The organism is Pseudomonas brassicacearum subsp. neoaurantiaca (assembly GCF_013608025.1).
GTDB lineage: Bacteria > Pseudomonadota > Gammaproteobacteria > Pseudomonadales > Pseudomonadaceae > Aquipseudomonas.
Genome location: NZ_VDLV01000013.1, coordinates 64615 through 83173 on the forward strand (window position 1 = coordinate 64615; position 18559 = coordinate 83173).

Here is an 18559-nt window from a genome sequence, read left to right on the forward strand (position 1 = left end):
ATGGCGCTATCGCGAGCAGGCTCGCTCCCACATTGACCTGCTGAACCTGTGGGAGCGAGCTTGCCCGCGATGAGGCCGGGACAGTCACCTTGATAGCCCACCTGTGCAACATTTGGAAATGTGTCCGGCAACTGTTCGATTGAGCTGCCAAATGTGAGTCCTTATCATTTGCGCTCGTTCACCAACCAGAGACCACTCCCATGTCGGCAACCAAACGCCTGCTGTCCGCCCTCGCCTTGGCCTTGATCGGCGCTACCGCCGCCCAAGCCGCCGATGAGGTGGTGGTCTATTCCTCGCGCATCGATGAGTTGATCAAACCGGTTTTCGACGCGTACACCAAAAAGACCGGCGTGGCGGTGAAGTTCATCACCGACAAGGAAGCGCCGCTGATGCAGCGGATCAAGGCCGAAGGCGAAAACGCCACCGCCGACCTGCTGCTCACCGTGGATGCCGGCAACCTGTGGCAAGCCGAGCAGATGGGCATTCTCCAGCCCTTCACCTCGCCGGTCATCGACGCCAACATCCCGCCTCAATACCGCGCTTCGTCCCATGCCTGGACTGGGCTGAGCCTGCGGGCGCGGACCATTGCCTATTCCACTGACCGGGTTAAACCGGGCGAGTTGACCACTTATGAGGCCCTGGCGGGCAAGGAATGGGAAGGCCGCTTGTGCCTGCGGACGTCGAAGAAGGTTTACAACCAGTCCCTGACCGCGACCCTGATCGAAACCCACGGGGCGGAAAAAACCGAGGAAATCCTCAAGGGCTGGGTGAGGAATCTGTCCACCGACGTGTTCTCCGATGACACCGCGTTGCTGGAGGCGATCAACGCGGGTCAATGCGACGTCGGCATCGTCAATACCTATTACTACGGTCGCCTGCACCAGCAGAAACCCGATTTGAAAGTGAAGCTGTTCTGGCCGAACCAGGCCGATCGCGGCGTACACATCAACCTGTCGGGCATTGGCTTGACCAAGCACGCTCCGCATGCAGACGCCGCGAAGAAGCTCGTGGAATGGATGACCACGCCAGAAGCACAAAGCATATTCGCCGACATCAACCAGGAATTCCCGGCGAACCCGAAAGTGGCCCCCTCCAAGGAAGTCGCCGCCTGGGGCACGTTCAAAGCCGACACCTTGCCGGTGGAAGTGGCAGGTAAGCGCCAGGCCGAAGCCATCCGGATGATGGACCGCGCTGGTTGGAATTGAGACCAGTCCCTGTTCAGTCCATTGAAAACATGTGGCGAGGGAGCTTGCTCCCGCTGGAGGGCGAAGCCCTCCCAGAGTATCTGCGGGCCATGGCCCGGAACTTTGGGGCTACTTCGTAGCCCAGCGGGAGCAAGCTCCCTCGCCACGTTACTGTTTGTCTAACGAGAACCTTCCTTGGCCCACCCCGCCCAACGCCGCTGGTATCCCCTGGTCTTCGCCGTCGCTGCGTTGGTCCTGCTGCCCTTGAGCGTGCTGCTGCTGTCTTGGCAGAGCGTAGATCGGCAGATCTGGTCCCATCTGTGGGAAACCCAGATGCCGCGCCTGCTAGGCAATACCTTGACGCTGATCCTTGGTGTGGGCGTCGGCGTAACGCTGTTGGGCGTCAGCCTGGCCTGGCTCACCAGTCTTTGCGAGTTTCCTGGCCGGCGCTGGCTCGACTGGGCGTTGATGCTGCCGTTCGCGATTCCTGCTTATGTCCTGGCATTTGTCTTTGTCGGCCTGCTGGATTTTGCCGGCCCCGTGCAGACGCTGATGCGAGAATGGTTCGGCAGCGGCCTGCGCCTGCCCCGGGTACGCTCCACTGGCGGCGTGATCCTGGTCCTGGTCCTGGTGTTCTACCCCTATGTCTATCTGCTCGCCCGAAGTGCTTTCCTGGCCCAGGGCAAAGGACTGATGGAAGCGGCCCGGGCGCTGGGACAGTCGCCATGGCAAGCGTTCTGGCGCGTGGCGTTGCCGATGGCGCGGCCGGCAATCGGCGCGGGCGTGGCGCTGGCCTTGATGGAAACCCTGGCGGACTTCGGCGCGGTGTCGGTGTTCAATTTCGATACGTTTACCACGGCGATCTACAAGACCTGGTACGGCTTTTTCAGCCTTTCCAGTGCGGCCCAACTTGCCAGTCTCTTGCTGTTGGCGGTAATGGTGGTGCTCTACGGTGAACGCCGCGCCCGGGGTGCCCATCGGGCCAGTAACGAGCGACCTCGGGTCAAGGCACTCTACCCGCTGAAAGGGCTCAAGGCGATGGCAGCCAGTGCCTGGTGCTTCCTGGTGTTTGCCTGTGCTTTTGTCATTCCGGTGCTGCAACTGGTGGTGTGGTTCTGGCAACGTGGTCGTTTCGACCTGGACGAGCGTTATGCCGGGCTGATCGTCCACACCCTCTACCTGGGCGGCTTGGCCGCGTTGATTACCGTATGCGTCGCCTTGTTGCTGGCCTTCGCCCGGCGACTATCGCCGACTCGTCCCATCAGGGCCGGTGTCGCCCTGGCGAACCTGGGCTATGCCTTGCCGGGCTCGGTGTTGGCGGTCTCGATCATGCTCGCGTTCAGCTATCTGGACCGTGAACTGGTCATTCCGCTGTCGAGCCTGCTGGGCGGTGCGGGCAAACCGTTGCTGCTGGGCAGTCTTTCGGCGCTGTTGTTGGCGTATCTGGTGCGTTTCCTGGCTGTGGCCTACGGTCCATTGGAAAGCAGCCTGGCCCGAATTCGTCCGTCTTTGCCCGAGGCCGCCCGAAGCCTCGGAGTCAGTGGGCCACGATTGTTTTTCAAGGTGTACCTGCCTTTGCTGTTGCCCGGCACCCTGAGCGCGGCGCTGCTGGTGTTCGTCGATGTGCTCAAGGAAATGCCCGCGACCTTGCTGATGCGCCCGTTTGGTTGGGACACCCTGGCGGTGCGGATCTTTGAAATGACCAGTGAAGGGGAGTGGGCCAGGGCAGCATTGCCGGCGTTGACGCTGGTGCTGGTGGGGTTGTTACCGGTCATCGGATTGATACGACGTTCGGCCCATCGAAACACCTAGCAGGCGATCTCAATTATTGAGCGTCCTCCTAGGTGCCAGTCCTACATCATGCGGATACAATGCGCGGCATTCGGTGCGGTCCGTCTGTCGGACCGGGTAGCTGGGAGCGTCAGAAAACTCTGATTTTCAGATGCTCGTGCTGTGCAGTGCCCGTCCGCACCTTCGCCAAGCCCGGAAGGAGAAACCCATGGGACAGCGTACGCCTCTGTATGACCTTCATCTCGCCCTCGGCGCGAAGATGGTCGATTTTGGCGGTTGGGATATGCCTTTGCACTACGGCTCGCAAGTCGAAGAACACCATCAGGTGCGTCGCGATTGCGGAGTGTTTGATGTATCCCACATGACCGTGATCGACGTTGCCGGTCCCCAAGCCAAAGCCTGGTTGCAGCGCTTGCTGGCCAACGATGTCGATCGCTTGCAGGACGCAGGCCGTGCGCTGTACAGCGCCATGCTCAATGAGCATGGCGGCATTGTCGATGACATGATTATCTACCGGGTCGAGGACGGCTATCGGTTGGTGTTCAACGCTTCGACCCGCGATCAGGACCTGGCCTGGATGCAGGCGCAGCTCGGCGATTACGACGTGCAACTGCATGAGCGTCCCGAACTGGCGATGCTGGCGATCCAGGGTCCTCACGCCCGACACAAGATCGCTGAACTGGTTACGCAATCTCGCGGCCAGTTGCTCCAGCAACTCAAGCCGTTCGAAGGCCGCGCCGACGGTGACTGGTTCATCGCCCGTACCGGCTATACCGGAGAAGACGGTCTGGAGATTGTCCTTCCAGCCCATGAAGCCCCAAGTTTTTTCAACGATCTGGTGGGCGCCGGTATCTCACCCATTGGCCTCGGCGCCCGCGACACCCTGCGCCTGGAGGCTGGCATGAACCTTTATGGTCAGGACATCCACCAGGACGTTTCGCCCTTGGCTTCGAACATGGCCTGGAGCATCGCCTGGGAGCCGGCCAGTCGCCAATTCATCGGCCGCGAAGCGCTGGAAGCCGAATTCGCTGCGGGCGTGCAACACAAACTGGTGGGCTTGGTGCTTGAAGAGCGCGGAGTCCTGCGCGCCCATCAAGTAGTTCGAATCGCAGATGTTGGCGAAGGGGAGATCACCAGTGGTAGTTTTTCTCCTACGCTTAGCAAGTCAATTGCCTTGGCTCGTGTCCCAATGGCCACCGCCGACCGTGCCGAGGTGGAAATTCGTGGCAAGTGGTACCCGGTACGGGTGGTCAAGCCGACCTTCGTCCGCCATGGCAAAACCCTGATTTAACCCTTTTACGGCGGGCCGCCGGCCGCTGACACTTCTCTTGAGGACACAGAATATGAGTGATATCCCTGCCGAACTGCGTTTTGCCGAAAGCCATGAGTGGGCGCGCCTGGAAGCCGACGGTACGGTCACCGTTGGCATCAGCGATCATGCGCAGGAAGCCTTGGGCGATGTGGTGTTTGTCGAGCTGACTGAGGTCGGTAAGGTTTTTGCGGCGGCCGATCAAGCCGGTGTGGTGGAGTCGGTCAAGGCCGCTTCCGATATCTACTCCCCGGTTTCGGGTGAAGTGATTGCCGTCAACGAAGAGTTGGGCGGTTCGCCAGAGCTGTTGAACTCCGATCCGTACGGAGCTTGGATCTTCAAGCTCAAGCCAAGCGACAAGGCCGAGTTGGACAAGCTGCTGGATGCCGCAGGCTACAAGGCTGCTATCGGCGAATAACCGTTGATACCTGTGGGAGCGAGCCTGCTCGCGAATGGGCTGGATCAGTACCAATGAGGTTGGCTGACACACCGCTTTCGCGAGCAGGCTCGCTCCCACAAAGGCCTGCAGAGTCCCGAGAGATTTTCCAGGCAAAAAAATGCCGCTCAGTCGAGCGGCATTTTTTATTGGCCGGGAATCAATCCTGGGCGACGGCGTTCTTCGCCAGGATCGCGTTGGCCAGGTCCATGTCGGTGGCCTGCAGGCCTGGGTTGTCGGCACGGACTTTCTGCATCGCGGCTTCCAGGTAAGGGCCACGAATGCTGCCGTCACTGGCGACGAAGCTGCCGGCGTCGTCCTGGGCGGCGACGATCAGCTTGTTATCCTTGAAGGTCAGGTAGGTGGATCCGGTGGTCGCACCGGACGAGATGACGTTACGCCAAAACGTGTCGGCCATTGCCGAGCCCACGGGAAGAGAAAGCAAGGCTAGGGTCGCGACAGCAAGTTTGAGACGCATGATAGGTGACTCCACTGGGTTAACTATGACGTTGGATTGTCGAGGGCTCGATTCAGTTCCATGACGCATCACTCCGCCCGTTCAACCGTTAGCACCGTCCCTTCCTGCGCCACTACCCTGACCCGGGCGCCAACAGGCAGATCGGGTCCCTTCGCCAGCCACACGCCATCGGCCACCTTGATCTTGCCCCGCCCATCGACGATTGCCTCGTGGACCTGAAAGACCTTACCGATCAGTTCCTGTCCGCGTAGGTTCAGGAGTGGCTGATCGCTCTGGCGCACCGCGCTGCGCTGGCGTCGCCACCAATACAGGGCTGTCGCGATGGCGAACAGGCCGAACAGCAGGAACTGCATTTCCCACGCCATCTGCGGCAGGATGAAGGTCAGCACGCCGACCGCAGCGGCGGCCATGCCGATCCAGAGCAGATATCCGCCCGCGCCGAACACTTCCAGGATCAGCAGGATGACGCCCAGCGCCAGCCAGTCCCAATACGATATCTGTTGCAGGAAACCCCACATACGCGCCTCAGGCTTTCTTGCTGTCGAAGGTGGCCTTGACGATTTCGCCGATGCCGCCGACGGCGCCAATGACCTGGCTGGCTTCCAGCGGCATCAGGATCACCTTGCTGTTGTTGGCCGAGGCAAGTTTGCCGAGGGCATCAATGTATTTTTGCGCAACGAAGTAGTTCACGGCCTGGACGTTGCCGTCGGCGATTGCCTGGGACACCACCTGCGTAGCCAGGGCTTCGGCTTGCGCCTGGCGTTCGCGGGCTTCCGACTCCAGGAACGCGGCCTGCCGACTGCCTTCGGCCTCGAGGATCTGCGCCTGTTTCTTGCCTTCGGCGGTGAGAATTGCCGACGCTCGCAGGCCCTCGGCCTCCAGAATCTGGGCACGCTTGATCCGTTCGGCTTTCATCTGCCCGGACATGGCGGCCATCAGGTCGGCCGGTGGGCTGATGTCCTTGATCTCGATCCGGGTGATCTTGATGCCCCACGGCGCCGTGGCCTCATCCACGGTGCGCAGCAGTTTTTCGTTGATGCCGTCGCGTTGGCTGAGCATGGCGTCCAGTTCCATGGACCCCAGCACCGTGCGGATGTTGGTCTGCAACAGATTGCGGATGGCGTGTTCGAGGTTGTTGACCTCATAGGCGGCCTGGGCCGTGTTGACGACCTGGAAGAAGCACACGGCGTCGATCTGTACCGTGGCGTTGTCGGCGGTAATTACTTCCTGGGGAGGAATATCCAGCACGCTTTCCATGACGTTGATCTTGCGCCCGATGCGATCCATCACCGGAATGATGATGTTCAGGCCGGGCTTGAGCGTATTGGTGTAACGGCCAAAGCGCTCGACGGTCCACTGGTAGCCCTGGGGTACGACCTTGAACCCCATGAACAGGATGGCGACCACGAGGCCGATGAACAGTAAAAGTACGCTACCGATCTGCATGACGGTTCCCTGTGCGAATTGAAATGGACCTGCGAACCCTGAGTGTAGGGCACGCGGCCATTATCTTCGCTACGGTCCGTTCCGGTTTGTTTGTGGGATTTTTCTGCCTTTTGAGCCGGATGGTGCCTACTTCTGCTCGCTCTGCGGGGTTACCCGCAACACTTCCTCGACCGTGGTCAGGCCCGCCGCAACTTTTTGCGCGCCCGAGAGCCGCAGGCTGCGCATGCCTTCCTTGAACGCCTGGCGGCGTACGGCCAGAAGATCGGTGTCGGGGTGGATCAAGCCTTTGACGCTGTCGGTCAGTTGCATGATCTCGTAGACCCCGGCACGCCCGCGATAGCCGGTGTCACGGCACTCCGAGCAACCGACCGCCTGTTGGGCATTGGTGGGCAACGGTGCTTGCCACGGACGCGTCAGGGTTTGCCAGTCGTCTTCGTCCAGGGTCAACGGCGCCTTGCAGTGTGGGCACAACGTACGCACCAGGCGCTGGGCCATGACCCCGAGTACCGTGGCCTTGATCAGGTAATGCGGCACGCCGAGCTCCAGTAGGCGGCTAATGGCACTCGGCGCATCGTTGGTGTGCAGGGTCGAGAGCACAAGGTGTCCGGTAAGCGCCGCCTGAATCGCCATTTCGGCGGTTTCCAGGTCGCGGATCTCGCCGATCATGATGATGTCCGGGTCTTGTCGCATCAGCGCGCGGACGCCCGCGGCAAAGGACAGCTCGATATTGTGCTGGACCTGCATCTGGTTGAAGGACGACTCGACCATTTCAATCGGGTCTTCGATGGTGCAGAGGTTCACTTCCGGTGTCGCCAGCTTCTTGAGCGTGGTGTAGAGGGTCGTGGTCTTGCCTGATCCAGTGGGGCCCGTTACCAGGATGATGCCGTTGGGCTGGCGCGTCATGTCCTGCCAGCGACGCAGGTCGTCGGCGGAAAAACCGAGCTGGTCGAAATCCTTGAGCAGCACTTCCGGATCGAAGATCCGCATGACCATTTTTTCACCGAATGCCGTGGGCAAGGTCGACAGTCGCAGTTCCACTTCGCCGCCGTCCGGGGTCTTGGTCTTGACGCGTCCGTCCTGGGGCTTGCGCTTTTCCGCGACGTTCATCCGGCCCAGGCTCTTGAGGCGACTGATGATCGCCATCGTCACCTGCGGCGGGAACTGGTAGACGGTGTGCAGCACGCCGTCGATGCGAAAGCGCACGGTGCCCTGCTCGCGGCGTGGTTCGATGTGGATATCACTGGCGCGCTGCTGGAAGGCGTACTGGAACAGCCAGTCGACGATATTGACGATATGGGCGTCGTTGGCGTCAGGCTCCTGGTCGCTGGCACCGAGATTGAGCAGTTGTTCGAAGTTGCTCAGGTTGCTCGGTTGCTGTTCGACCGTGGTGGCACCGCTGACCGACTTGGCCAGGCGGTAGAATTCCACGCTGAGGCGCTGGATATCCACCGGGTTGGCGACCACCCGCTTGACCGGCAGCTTGAGCACGTGGGTCAGGTCCGCTTCCCAACTGCTGACGTAAGGCTGGGCGCTGGCAACGGTGACGGCGTCGCGATCAACCGCCACGGCGAGGATCTTGTGGCGCTGCGCAAAGGCATAGGACATCAACGGCGTAACGGCGGCCACATTGATCTTCAGCGGGTCGATGCGCATGTAGGGCTGGTCGGCCTGCTCGGCTAGCCACAGCGTCAGGTTCTCAAGGTCCAGGCGCTTGCCCGGGCGGCTGAGGTCGTCCAGGTGCTGGTTGGCAATGAATTCAAGCGGGTGCAACTGGCTGTTGGCGGTGTGGCGTCGACGGGCGTTGAGCGCGGTTTCGGCCGAGTCCTGGCTGATGATGCCTTGGGCAACGAGTTGGCGCAGCAGATCGTTAAGGTCCAGCCAGCGGTCCTGAGTGGCGTGTTTGGTGGACATGAGCGTTCGAGTTCCTATTGGACAATTGCAGCAAAGCCGCGATACAGACACCTCGATGTCTTGGCCTGGTCTGCAAAAGAATAGTCGCGACGTTATGTACCGTTGGGCCACTACCCGACCAATGAGTTTCGAATTCTTGCCGCAGCGGTCTCAACTCACTGCCTGAACCGATCCAGCCCGAGCAATTTCAACGTCTTGCACATCCACCGAACTCAGGCTGATCAAGTTACGCAATTTTTCCGCGATCACCTGGGCACGGTGCCAGCTCAGCCCGTCCATGAGTATCTCCATGGACAGTTGATCATGGTGGCGCTCCATATGGATTTTCTCGGGTGTCAGGCCCTGCAACGCAAACAGATTGAGCACCCGGCACGGCAGGTCCGGTTCGGCTTCGCCCAACAATAGATATTCGACGCGACGATGAGGATTGGCGGCGTGCCAGACGTCGGCGCGCGATGGAGGCGTGGCGGTGGATTCGAATGAGGGCATGGGACATCTCCTGATATGCGGAGAAATGTTTACATGCGCTCCGAGGTATTTCTTATCTAAGATGTGTCTTATTGCCGTTCTGGCGAATAAGATTTATCAATGATTGGCTGATTATGGGTTTATTTATGCATAGCGAACTGGACGGCTACGACCGCAGGATACTCGCGCTGCTGCAAGAGGATGCTTCGCTGTCCAGTGCGCAGATTGCCGAACAGGTAGGTTTATCCCAATCGCCGTGCTGGCGACGGATCCAGCGGATGAAAGAGGAGGGCATCATTCGCGGGCAGGTGACGCTGTTGGATCGCAAGAAAATCGGCCTGAACACGCAGATATTCGCCGAAGTGAAACTCAATGCCCACGGCCGCTCGAATTTCACCGAATTCACCGAGGCGATCCGCGGCTTTCCCGAAGTGCTGGAATGTTACGTGTTGATGGGGTCGGTGGATTTCCTGCTGCGTATCGTCACGGCGGACATCGAGGCGTATGAGCGGTTCTTCTTCGAGAAGCTGTCGATGGTGCCGGGGATCCAGGAGGTGAACTCGATCGTGGCGCTTTCGGAAATCAAGTCCACGACGAGTTTGCCGGTGGTGCGCTGAGCTTGTTTTTGCGATGTTTGGGCTGGCCTCATCGCGAGCAAGCTCGCTCCCACAGTTGATCTTCAGCGGCCACAAGATCTGTGTGCAACGCTGGACCCCTGTGGGAGCGAGCTTGCTCGCGAAAGCGGTGTTCCAGACGCCAAAGGTATATCGATTACAGGCGCAACAAAGTCTTCCACGCCCGATTCTGATACACCGCGATCGCCTGTTGCTTGCGCGCATCCAGTAGCTCGTCGGTGATCGGCTCGTTGGCCAGTTGCGCCAGCTTGTTCAATTCACCGTAGAGGCGGTCCATTTCCGGAATATCGAGGACGTGGCGGGCATGGTGCAGCCAGGCCTGGATCCGTTCGATGCGCGGCAGTTGCTCGGCCAGGTCTTCAGGCTGTTGCTGATAGCGTTGCAATTGCAGCGACGAAGCTTCTTCGCTCAACAGGCGCGGCAACCAACTGCCCAGTTGCGCCGCGCCCTGGCGGTTGCCGCGGGTGTTGCGCTCGGCGGCCCAACTGCGGGCCAGCAGCCAGCGTGAAGCTTCGAGGGAGAACAGACCCCAGCGCGGGTCCTGCAGCTCTTCGAGGAATTGCTCCGGGGCTGCCTTTCGCACGTCTTCGTCTTCGATGCCGGCCTGGACCAATGGGCGCCAGTCTTCCAGCAGTGCGTCCAGGGCAACGCGCAGGTCATGAGTCGATTGACGCGGCGCGGCCTGGCCGAGGCTGCTGAGCAGGGCACGCAGTTCGGCGAGGTTTTCCACCCAGTCTTGCAGCAGGCGCCAATGGCCATTGAAACGGTATTGCTCGGCCAGGCGCTGGCTGCTGCCCAACAGGTGCCAGCTCAAGGCGGCGAACGCGTCGTCCAGCGGTGTTTCGACGGTCAGTTGCGGGGCCGGCAGGCTCAGGGCGTAGCTGTTCGCGTCATGCAGGCGGTAGCCCCGTTCGGCCTTGCTGATATCGCAAGGCATCAAGGGCAGGGTCGCGGCCAGCTCGGCGGCCAGTTCCAATAGCGCGGCGGGTTCGCCTTCGCGCAGCTCCAGTTCCAGCTCGCAGATTTCTTCCTTCTGCTTGCCCACCACGACGTGGCCCAGGTCCAGCGCGGCCTCGATGACCACTTTGCTTTTGCCACGGCCCCAGGCGATCTCGGCGCGTTCGCGAACGAAGTCGGTGGTGAAGATCGCCTTGAGGGTTTTCTTGTCCAGTTCGGCCAGGGCCTCGGGCCAGCATTCGCCGTCGAGTTTCTTCAGGTCCAGCTTGGCCTTGGACAGATGCCAGTCGTACTCGTTGCGCTCGGACAGGCCGGCGACGCTCTGGCCACGGGTCTTGAGCGTCTGGATCACTTCTTCGCCGTCGCGGCGCAGGCGCAGGGCGACCTTGGCTCGGGCCAAGTCACGCTCCGGCGTGTCGAAATACTGGTTCATCAGTTCGTGGCGTTCCCAGCCACTCTTGTTGCGTTTTTTCAGCAGCGGATGCTCACGCAAGGCTGCCAGGGTCTCGCGGCTGACGCGGAGTTTGATTTCGGTTTCTTTCTGCATGGCCGGAAAATCCAGGGATCGGGTGCGCAGCCGGGAAGAGGTGTGGCTGCCAAGGTCGTGCAGTGTACAGGACTCATCCGTCCTACGCGTCGCGACGGTTTCATCCTGACTCTCGATGGTTCTATGATGGACGTCAATTTGTACGCCCCGGAGCCAGCGATGCCTTTGCCGTCCATGAAAGATCAGTTCGCTGCCCTGATCGCCGCGCCTTCGGTCAGTTGTACCCAGCCAAAGCTGGACCAATCCAACGGTGCGGTGATCGAGCTGCTGGCGGGCTGGCTTACCGAGCTCGGGTTCTCCTGCGACATCCAGCAAGTGAGCCCGGGCAAATTCAATTTGCTCGCCAGTTTTGGCACAGGCCCCGGCGGGCTGGTGCTGGCCGGTCACAGCGATACGGTGCCGTTCGATGGCGCGTTGTGGCAGACCGATCCGCTGAAACTCACCGAAGTCGACGGTCGCTGGGTAGGGCTCGGCAGTTGTGACATGAAGGGCTTTTTCGCCTTGGCCATCGAAGCGGTCAAGCCGCTGCTGGACCAACCGTTCAAGCAGCCGCTGTTGATCCTCGCCACCTGTGATGAAGAAAGCTCCATGTCTGGCGCACGCGCCTTGGCCGACGCCGGACGGCCGTTGGGGCGTGCCGCGGTGATTGGCGAGCCTACCGGCTTGCGGCCGATCCGCCTGCATAAAGGTGTGATGATGGAGCGCATCGACATCCTCGGGCGCAGTGGCCATTCCTCCGATCCGAGCCTCGGACACAGCGCCCTCGAAGCCATGCATGACGCCATGGGCGAGCTGCGCGGCTTGCGCCTGCAATGGCAGCGTGAATTCCGTAACCCACAGTTCACCGTGCCGCAACCGACGCTGAATTTCGGCTGCATCCATGGCGGCGACAACCCCAACCGGATCTGCGGCCAGTGTTCCATGGAATTCGACTTGCGGCCCTTGCCCGGCATGGACCCGCAAGTGCTGCGAGCGGCGATCCAGCAGAAGCTCGACCCGATTGCCGAACGACACCAAGTGAAGATCGACTACGCGCCGCTGTTCCCGGAAGTGCCGCCGTTCGAGCAGGCCGAAGACGCCGAGCTGGTACGCGTGGCCGAGCGACTGACGGGTTATCGCGCCGAAGCAGTGGCGTTCGGCACCGAAGCGCCTTATCTTCAGCGCCTTGGCTGCGAAACCCTGGTGCTGGGCCCTGGCGACATCGCCTGTGCCCACCAGCCGGGCGAATACCTTGAAATGTCACGTTTGCAGCCTACCGTGCAATTGCTCCGTCAGTTGATTGGGCACTACTGCCTGACGCCGGCCACGGCCGGTTAAATTGCCCCCTTGCGGGCCCGTATTCATTACATGAGGAGAGCGCGCGTGTCGCCAAGCCTGTTCCGACGATAACCACCAGCCCGCTGTGCGTTCTGTTTCGTCCTTTTTCGGCTGTTATTTATTACAGGTCAGGTTCATGCCCGAATACGTCAATTGGCTTCGCCACGCTTCGCCTTATATCAATGCCCACCGTGATTGCACCTTCGTCGTCATGCTGCCCGGAGATGGGGTTGAACACCCCAACTTCGGCAACATCGTTCATGACTTGGTGTTGTTGCACAGCCTCGGCGTGCGCCTGGTGCTGGTCCATGGTTCGCGCCCGCAAATTGAGACCCGCCTCGCGGCACGGGGCCTGACGCCCCACTACCACCACGGCATGCGCATCACTGATGCCGCGACCCTGGAGTGCGTGATCGACGCGGTCGGCCAACTGCGCATCGCCATCGAGGCGCGCTTGTCCATGGACATGGCGTCGTCGCCCATGCAGGGCTCGCGGCTGCGGGTCGCCAGCGGCAACCTGGTCACGGCACGGCCGATCGGCGTTCTCGAAGGCGTGGACTATCACCACACCGGCGAAGTGCGTCGGGTCGATCGCAAGGGCATCAACCGCCTGCTGGACGAGCGCTCCATCGTGCTGTTGTCGCCGCTGGGCTATTCGCCCACGGGGGAGATCTTCAACCTGGCCTGCGAGGATGTCGCCACCCGGGCGGCCATCGACCTGGCGGCCGACAAACTGCTGCTTTTCGGCGCCGAACAAGGCCTGATTGACGAACATGGGCGCCTGGTTCGTGAATTGCGACCGCAACAGGTGCCGGCCCACATGCAGCGACTGGGCAGCGATTACCAAGCCGAATTGCTCGACGCCGCAGCCCAGGCGTGTCGTGGCGGTGTTGCACGCAGCCACATCGTCAGCTATGCCGAGAACGGCGCGCTGCTGGCCGAACTGTTCACTCGTGATGGCAGCGGCACGCTGGTGGCCCAGGAACAATTCGAGGTGGTGCGCGAAGCGGCCATCGAGGACGTTGGCGGCTTGCTGGACCTCATCAGCCCGCTGGAGGAGCAGGGCATCTTGGTGCGTCGTTCCCGTGAGGTGCTGGAGCGTGAAATCGAGCAGTTCAGCGTGGTCGAGCGCGAGGGGATGATCATTGCCTGTGCGGCGCTGTACCAGATTGCCGATTCGGACGCGGGTGAGCTGGCCTGCCTGGCGGTCAATCCGGAGTACCGCCATGGCGGGCGCGGTGATGAACTGCTGGAGCGAATCGAAACCCGGGCGCGTGCCCAGGGGCTCAAGACACTGTTCGTACTGACGACCCGGACCGCCCACTGGTTCCGTGAAAGGGGCTTTGAACCCAGCAGCGTTGAACGCCTGCCGGCGGCGCGGGCTTCGCTGTACAACTACCAGCGCAATTCGAAGATCTTCGAAAAAACGCTGTAGACGGCTCCCGAAATCCGCCATCGCCGCGACTTTCTTGATTTCAGACAATGAGCAGCTAGTCTGGAACGCGTCAAGATCGCGGCATGCGCGACTTGATGAGCAGGATCGAAGGCGCAGGAGGCGCAGAAATATATCTCGTCGCCAGGAATTCGCGGGGCTGCGTAAAAGCCCGACGAATTACCGTTCAGTTATCCCCTACGTCGCCGATAAGGCTTGTCACGGCTTGATGACGCTGTGATGGCACCTATATGTCAGAACGCGCTGAAAACTGTTGAAACAATTCTTTTTGGATTTATAAAGAATCCTTTATTCTGCGGGCCGATGTCGCGGGGTTAGACCATGGTCGTAGTCCGAAAGGGTTACGGTTGACTTGCCAGTCACGGTCTGGCGCTAATCGCGCATCCGCGGATTCCGGGCGTTCGATCCGGAGCCAAAGATAGACAAGAATTAGAAAACGAGAGGAGCGATGCATGAAGAAGTCCACCTTGGCCCTGGCAGTGGCCGTTGGGGTATTGGCGCAGCAGGCAGGCGCCGCCGGTTTTATCGAAGACAGCAAGGCGTCTGTCAGTTCTCGTACGTTGTATTTCAACAACGACAACCATGAAACGGGCAAAGAGGACCTGCGCGAAACGGGTACCGGCCTCAAGTTCGACTACAAGTCTGGCTTCACGCAAGGTGTCGTTGGTTTCGGTATCGACGCCCAGGCGCTGGTTGGTATTCGCCTCGATGGCGGGAAAGGCCGTAACGCTGGCTCCTACATGCCAGCCGATACCGATGGTTCCGCTGTACATGACTGGAGCCGTTTGTCCGGCAACGTAAAGGCGCTTTTCTCCAAGACCGAAGCTCACCTCGGTGGTGCCCTGGCGCCTAACCTGCCGATTCTGGTAGCCAACGACAGCCGTCTGCTGCCGCAAACCTTTGAAGGTGGCACCATCACCTCCAAGGAAATCGACAACGTCACGTTCAACGCCGGTCAGTTGGAACATGCCACAGGCCGTGCTTCGAGCAACAGCACCGGCCTGGCAGTGGCCGGCGGTAACCAGGACAGCAACCAGTTCCGTTATGCCGGTGCTGACTGGAAGGTCACCAAGGACCTGACGCTGCAGTACTACTACGCCAACCTGCAGGATTACTACAAGCAGCACTTCCTGGGCGCGGTACACGTTTTCCCGATCAGCGAAGGTCAATCCTTCAAGACCGACCTGCGCTACTTCGACAGCAGCTCCGATGGCCGTAACGGCGACGCGGGCTATCGTTTCAGCAACAACAATGGTTATGAGAAGAACCCGGGCGAGGTCGATAACAAGACCTGGAGCGCGATGTTCACGTACACCCTCGGTGGCAGTGCTTTCTTGCTGGGTCACCAACAAGTCGGCGATGACGGCGGTTTCGTCTACCTGAACCAGGGCGACGTGGTTAATGGCAACGGTCGTCCTGAAGGTGCCGGTGGTGCAAGCTTCTACCTGTTCACCGACAGCATGATCAACGGGTTTGTCCGTGCCGGTGAAAACACCACCTTCGGTCAATACTCCTATGACTTCGCGTCCTTGGGCGTGCCAGGCTTGAAAGCTTCGGTTGCCTACCTGCGCGGTGACGACGTCAAGTCCCGCACCGCAGGTGGAAGCGATTACTCCGAGTGGGAACGCGACATGCGAGTGGATTACGTGATCCAGCAGGGCGCGTTGAAAGGCTTCGGTACGACCCTGCGTCAAGGTACCTACCGTAGCAGCGGCGTGGGCGACAGCCAGGATCAAACCCGCCTGATCTTCAACTACACTTACAACTTCATGTAAGACGTAGCGCAGTAAAAAAAGCCCCGCCCGGCATCGCGCCGGGCGGGGCTTTTGCGTTTTTGGCTCAACGAGCGGGATACTGCTTTACCCCTTGGACCCCATCGCGTCCTTACGCAGAATGAAGCTGCTGAACGCCAGAAATTCGTCCAGATGCCCGGTAATGATCGCTACCAATATCGGCAATTGCAGGGCTTGGTAGTCATGCACGGCGATGTTCCTGAAACCCACCATGTTCTTCAGGTTTTTCACCAGCCCTTCCTCGATCCAGCCGCCTTTAAAAAGTAACTCGAACGTATCGCGAGCACTTTGTGGAACACCCAATCGCTCACGGCGAATCAAGTGTTGTCCCATATCCAGCGCCGCTTCGCAGGCACGCTGAATGTTCAGGACGGCCGAATCCTGGCGAGTGAAATCCGTAGCAAAGGTAGCGGGGTCCTTCTCGTATTCTTCTCGCACCCTGGCGACGCAACGCTCGATACTCGCTGCTTTGTTGATCAGTACGTCATCGGCCATACACGCTGCCTTCTTCCTGGATGTCGTTGAGCAATCCTGCGCGAGCTTCATCTAGAGCGGTCTTTTCGCTGAGGACGAAACATTCGAACAACCCTGCCTGTACATCTTTGGCCCAGAGTCTTCGGCCTCGGGTCACGATCTGGTACTGCATGACGGTGGTGGTCGCCCGTAGATCAATCAGATCTACCGGAGTGCCCGCAATGTCCGCCAATTCACCTGAAAGCTGCCATAACGAAACAGGATCGCCCTCGCCGGGCAAAAGCACAGCCAAATCGACATCGCTGTCGGGCCCGGCGGTCCCCTGCGCATGGCTGCCGAACAGGTACACCGCCAGCAGATCAGGCAGATGGTTTTGCAAATGAATCAGCAAGGCTTGAGTGTTCATGCCGCCTATCCTAGCCGCTCATCCCAAAATCGCATCAAGAATCTCCGTATCGTAGACACAAAACAAAAAAAGCCCCGCCCGGCATCACGCCGGGCGGGGCTTTTGCGTTTCGGGTCCGGCCCACCCCTGTAGCCTTCCCCGAACCTTCTCCTCTTTTCAGCAACTCGAGGCCTTCTCGAAACCTCGGTAATGATCTTGGGCCGCTATGCGTCAAGGCACCAGTGAACAGTTTTTTATATTTCCTAATGATCTAGATAAATGGGTATTCATTCTTTTTCAAGCAACGAAAAGCGGTGCACAGTTTGGGCTCATAAAAACCAACCAGGAGCCGCATCATGAGCCTCAGACTTGGCGATATCGCCCCCGATTTCGAACAGGATTCCAGCGCCGGCAAGATTCGCTTCCACGAATGGCTCGGCGACAGCTGGGGTGTGCTGTTCTCCCATCCGGCGGATTTCACCCCGGTGTGCACCACCGAGCTGGGCCTCACCGCCAAGCTCAAGGACGAATTCGCCAAGCGCGGCGTCAAGGCAATCGCCCTGTCGGTGGACCCGGTTGACTCGCACCACAAGTGGATCGAAGACATCAACGAAACCCAGAACGCCGTGGTCAATTTCCCGATCCTGGCCGATGCCGACCGCAAGGTGTCCGACCTGTACGACCTGATCCATCCCAACGCCAGCGACACCTTGACCGTGCGCTCATTGTTCGTGATCGACCCGAACAAGAAGATTCGCCTGACCATCACCTACCCGGCCAGCACCGGGCGCAACTTCAATGAAATCCTGCGGGTGATCGATTCCCTGCAACTGACCGACAACTACAAAGTCGCCACGCCCGCCAACTGGCAGGACGGTGATGAGGTGGTGATCGTGCCGTCGCTCAAGGATGAAGAAGAGCTCAAGCAGCGTTTCCCCAAGGGTTACCGCGCGGTGAAGCCGTACCTGCGCCTCACACCGCAGCCCAACCGCTAACGCAATACCGAACCTGTGGGAGCGAGCTTGCTCGCGATAGCGGTGTGTCAATCGGCATTGATGCTGGCAGGTCCGACGCCATCGCGAGCAAGCTCGCTCCCACAAGGTTGATCTTTTCTGTGTACCAAAGGGTTTTGGCCGTTTCGACGGCCTTTTTTATTGCGCAGAGTAAAGCAGGACGTATATCTCTGTATCGAATAACTAAATGAATAAATATGATTTAAAGATATATGTGCGCGCTGTTATGGTTTGCTCCATACAGCGAGATCGCCCACCGCGAATCGCACGTGACTTTAAGGAATGGTTGGCATGTTGGTTGTCTCGCTCGGCGGCAGTCCCAGCCAGCGCTCCCGTTCTGGGGTGCTGCTGGAGCGCTCGCAACGTTGGTTGCAGCAGCAAGGTGTAGAAGTGGTGAGCTATCAGGTGCGTGATTTCCCCGCCGAGGATCTACTCCATGCCCGCTTCGACAGTCCCAAGGTGGTGGACCTGCTGGCCCAGATCGAAAACGCCGACGGTTTGCTGATCGCCACGCCGGTCTACAAGGCGTCTTTTTCCGGTGCGTTGAAGACCGTGCTCGATCTGCTGCCGGAACGGGCCCTGGCCCACAAGGTGGTGTTGCCCATGGCAACCGGCGGCAGCATCGCCCACATGCTCGCGGTGGATTACGCCCTGAAGCCGGTGCTATCGGCGCTCAAGGCCCAAGAGATGCTCCATGGGATTTTCGCCGAAGACAGCCAGATCGCTTATGGCGAGGGCAGCGCCCAAGCGCAATTGACGCCGGCCTTGCAGCAGCGCCTGGACGAAGCGCTTGAACAGTTTCACAGCGCTATGGCCCGTCGGCCGAGGCCGTTGGACCCGCATGTATTGAATGAACGTTTGTTGAGTGCTCGCTGGAGCATTTGACCCCCGAACACCACTGATTCAACTCACCTTACTCAGCCGTCAACGGCCAAGCAGGTGCAGCCAAAACCCCACAGCAA

General features: G+C 59.9%; 18 protein-coding genes. 10 read left to right on the forward strand and 8 right to left on the reverse strand.

What is annotated here, in order from left to right:
• Nucleotides 1–200: 200 nt before the first annotated feature.
• From FHK92_RS11165 to gcvH, 4 genes are all read left to right on the forward strand, one after another.
• Entirely contained in the window at nt 201–1205 is a 1005-nt protein-coding gene (locus FHK92_RS11165; protein WP_181288119.1) for an extracellular solute-binding protein, read from the forward strand.
• 174 nt (nt 1206–1379) lie between these two features.
• Nucleotides 1380–2996 carry an ABC transporter permease gene (locus FHK92_RS11170; protein ID WP_181288120.1) on the forward strand — a complete coding sequence of 539 codons (1617 nt, stop codon included), beginning with the start codon at nt 1380–1382 and terminating at the stop codon, nt 2994–2996.
• Nucleotides 2997–3183: 187 nt separating this feature from the next.
• Nucleotides 3184–4266 (forward strand): glycine cleavage system aminomethyltransferase GcvT, encoded by a 1083-nt coding sequence (gcvT, locus tag FHK92_RS11175; protein WP_181288122.1) that lies wholly within the window; start codon nt 3184–3186, stop codon nt 4264–4266.
• A gap of 52 nt (nt 4267–4318) precedes the next feature.
• Nucleotides 4319–4702, forward strand: a complete 384-nt coding sequence (gene gcvH / locus FHK92_RS11180; protein WP_181288123.1) for a glycine cleavage system protein GcvH — start codon at nt 4319–4321, stop codon at nt 4700–4702.
• Between the two features lie 178 nt (nt 4703–4880).
• Here the strand turns inward: gcvH and FHK92_RS11185 are convergent, their stop codons facing one another.
• The 5 genes from FHK92_RS11185 to FHK92_RS11205 all read right to left on the reverse strand — a co-directional run bounded on the left by FHK92_RS11185 (nt 4881) and on the right by FHK92_RS11205 (nt 9044).
• Complete coding sequence (locus FHK92_RS11185) at nt 4881–5198, reverse strand: DUF2388 domain-containing protein (RefSeq protein WP_181288124.1); 318 nt, start codon at nt 5196–5198, stop codon at nt 4881–4883.
• Nucleotides 5199–5266: 68 nt separating this feature from the next.
• Nucleotides 5267–5716, reverse strand: a complete 450-nt coding sequence (locus tag FHK92_RS11190; RefSeq protein WP_181288125.1) for an NfeD family protein — start codon at nt 5714–5716, stop codon at nt 5267–5269.
• Nucleotides 5717–5723: 7 nt separating this feature from the next.
• Entirely contained in the window at nt 5724–6644 is a 921-nt protein-coding gene (locus FHK92_RS11195; protein WP_003206668.1) for an SPFH domain-containing protein, read from the reverse strand.
• Nucleotides 6645–6770: 126 nt separating this feature from the next.
• Nucleotides 6771–8555 (reverse strand): GspE/PulE family protein, encoded by a 1785-nt coding sequence (locus FHK92_RS11200; protein ID WP_181288126.1) that lies wholly within the window; start codon nt 8553–8555, stop codon nt 6771–6773.
• 150 nt (nt 8556–8705) lie between these two features.
• Entirely contained in the window at nt 8706–9044 is a 339-nt protein-coding gene (locus FHK92_RS11205) for a hypothetical protein (protein ID WP_181288127.1), read from the reverse strand.
• 125 nt (nt 9045–9169) lie between these two features.
• On the opposite strand from FHK92_RS11205, the gene FHK92_RS11210 reads away from it, so the two are divergent.
• The gene (locus tag FHK92_RS11210) at nt 9170–9640 is read left to right on the forward strand and encodes an Lrp/AsnC family transcriptional regulator (protein WP_181288128.1); all 471 of its coding nucleotides are present in this window, start codon (nt 9170–9172) and stop codon (nt 9638–9640) included.
• 154 nt (nt 9641–9794) lie between these two features.
• Here FHK92_RS11210 and FHK92_RS11215 read toward each other — a convergent pair whose 3' ends face one another.
• The gene (locus tag FHK92_RS11215) at nt 9795–11162 is read right to left on the reverse strand and encodes a CYTH domain-containing protein (protein ID WP_181288129.1); all 1368 of its coding nucleotides are present in this window, start codon (nt 11160–11162) and stop codon (nt 9795–9797) included.
• A gap of 159 nt (nt 11163–11321) precedes the next feature.
• On the opposite strand from FHK92_RS11215, the gene argE reads away from it, so the two are divergent.
• The 3 genes from argE to FHK92_RS11230 all read left to right on the forward strand — a co-directional run bounded on the left by argE (nt 11322) and on the right by FHK92_RS11230 (nt 15707).
• Nucleotides 11322–12479: an acetylornithine deacetylase gene (gene argE / locus FHK92_RS11220; protein WP_181288130.1), complete on the forward strand. Its 1158-nt coding sequence runs from the start codon at nt 11322–11324 to the stop codon at nt 12477–12479.
• 136 nt (nt 12480–12615) lie between these two features.
• On the forward strand, nt 12616–13914 hold the full coding sequence (argA, locus tag FHK92_RS11225; protein WP_181288131.1) for an amino-acid N-acetyltransferase: 1299 nt from the start codon (nt 12616–12618) through the stop codon (nt 13912–13914).
• A 470-nt stretch (nt 13915–14384) separates the two neighbouring features.
• On the forward strand, nt 14385–15707 hold the full coding sequence (locus FHK92_RS11230; RefSeq protein ID WP_181288132.1) for an OprD family porin: 1323 nt from the start codon (nt 14385–14387) through the stop codon (nt 15705–15707).
• Nucleotides 15708–15791: 84 nt separating this feature from the next.
• Here FHK92_RS11230 and hepT read toward each other — a convergent pair whose 3' ends face one another.
• Nucleotides 15792–16220, reverse strand: a complete 429-nt coding sequence (gene hepT / locus FHK92_RS11235; protein WP_181288133.1) for a type VII toxin-antitoxin system HepT family RNase toxin — start codon at nt 16218–16220, stop codon at nt 15792–15794.
• Nucleotides 16210–16605, reverse strand: coding sequence for a type VII toxin-antitoxin system MntA family adenylyltransferase antitoxin (mntA, locus tag FHK92_RS11240; RefSeq protein WP_181288134.1), 396 nt, complete (start codon nt 16603–16605; stop codon nt 16210–16212). The genes hepT and mntA overlap by 11 nt, the downstream gene beginning before the upstream one ends.
• Nucleotides 16606–16940: 335 nt before the next feature.
• Here mntA and FHK92_RS11245 point away from each other — a divergent pair, with 335 nt between their 5' ends.
• Nucleotides 16941–17579, forward strand: coding sequence for a peroxiredoxin (locus tag FHK92_RS11245; RefSeq protein ID WP_003206652.1), 639 nt, complete (start codon nt 16941–16943; stop codon nt 17577–17579).
• 309 nt (nt 17580–17888) lie between these two features.
• Nucleotides 17889–18482 (forward strand): NADPH-dependent FMN reductase, encoded by a 594-nt coding sequence (gene ssuE / locus FHK92_RS11250; RefSeq protein WP_181288135.1) that lies wholly within the window; start codon nt 17889–17891, stop codon nt 18480–18482.
• The last annotated feature ends 77 nt before the right edge of the window (nt 18483–18559 follow it).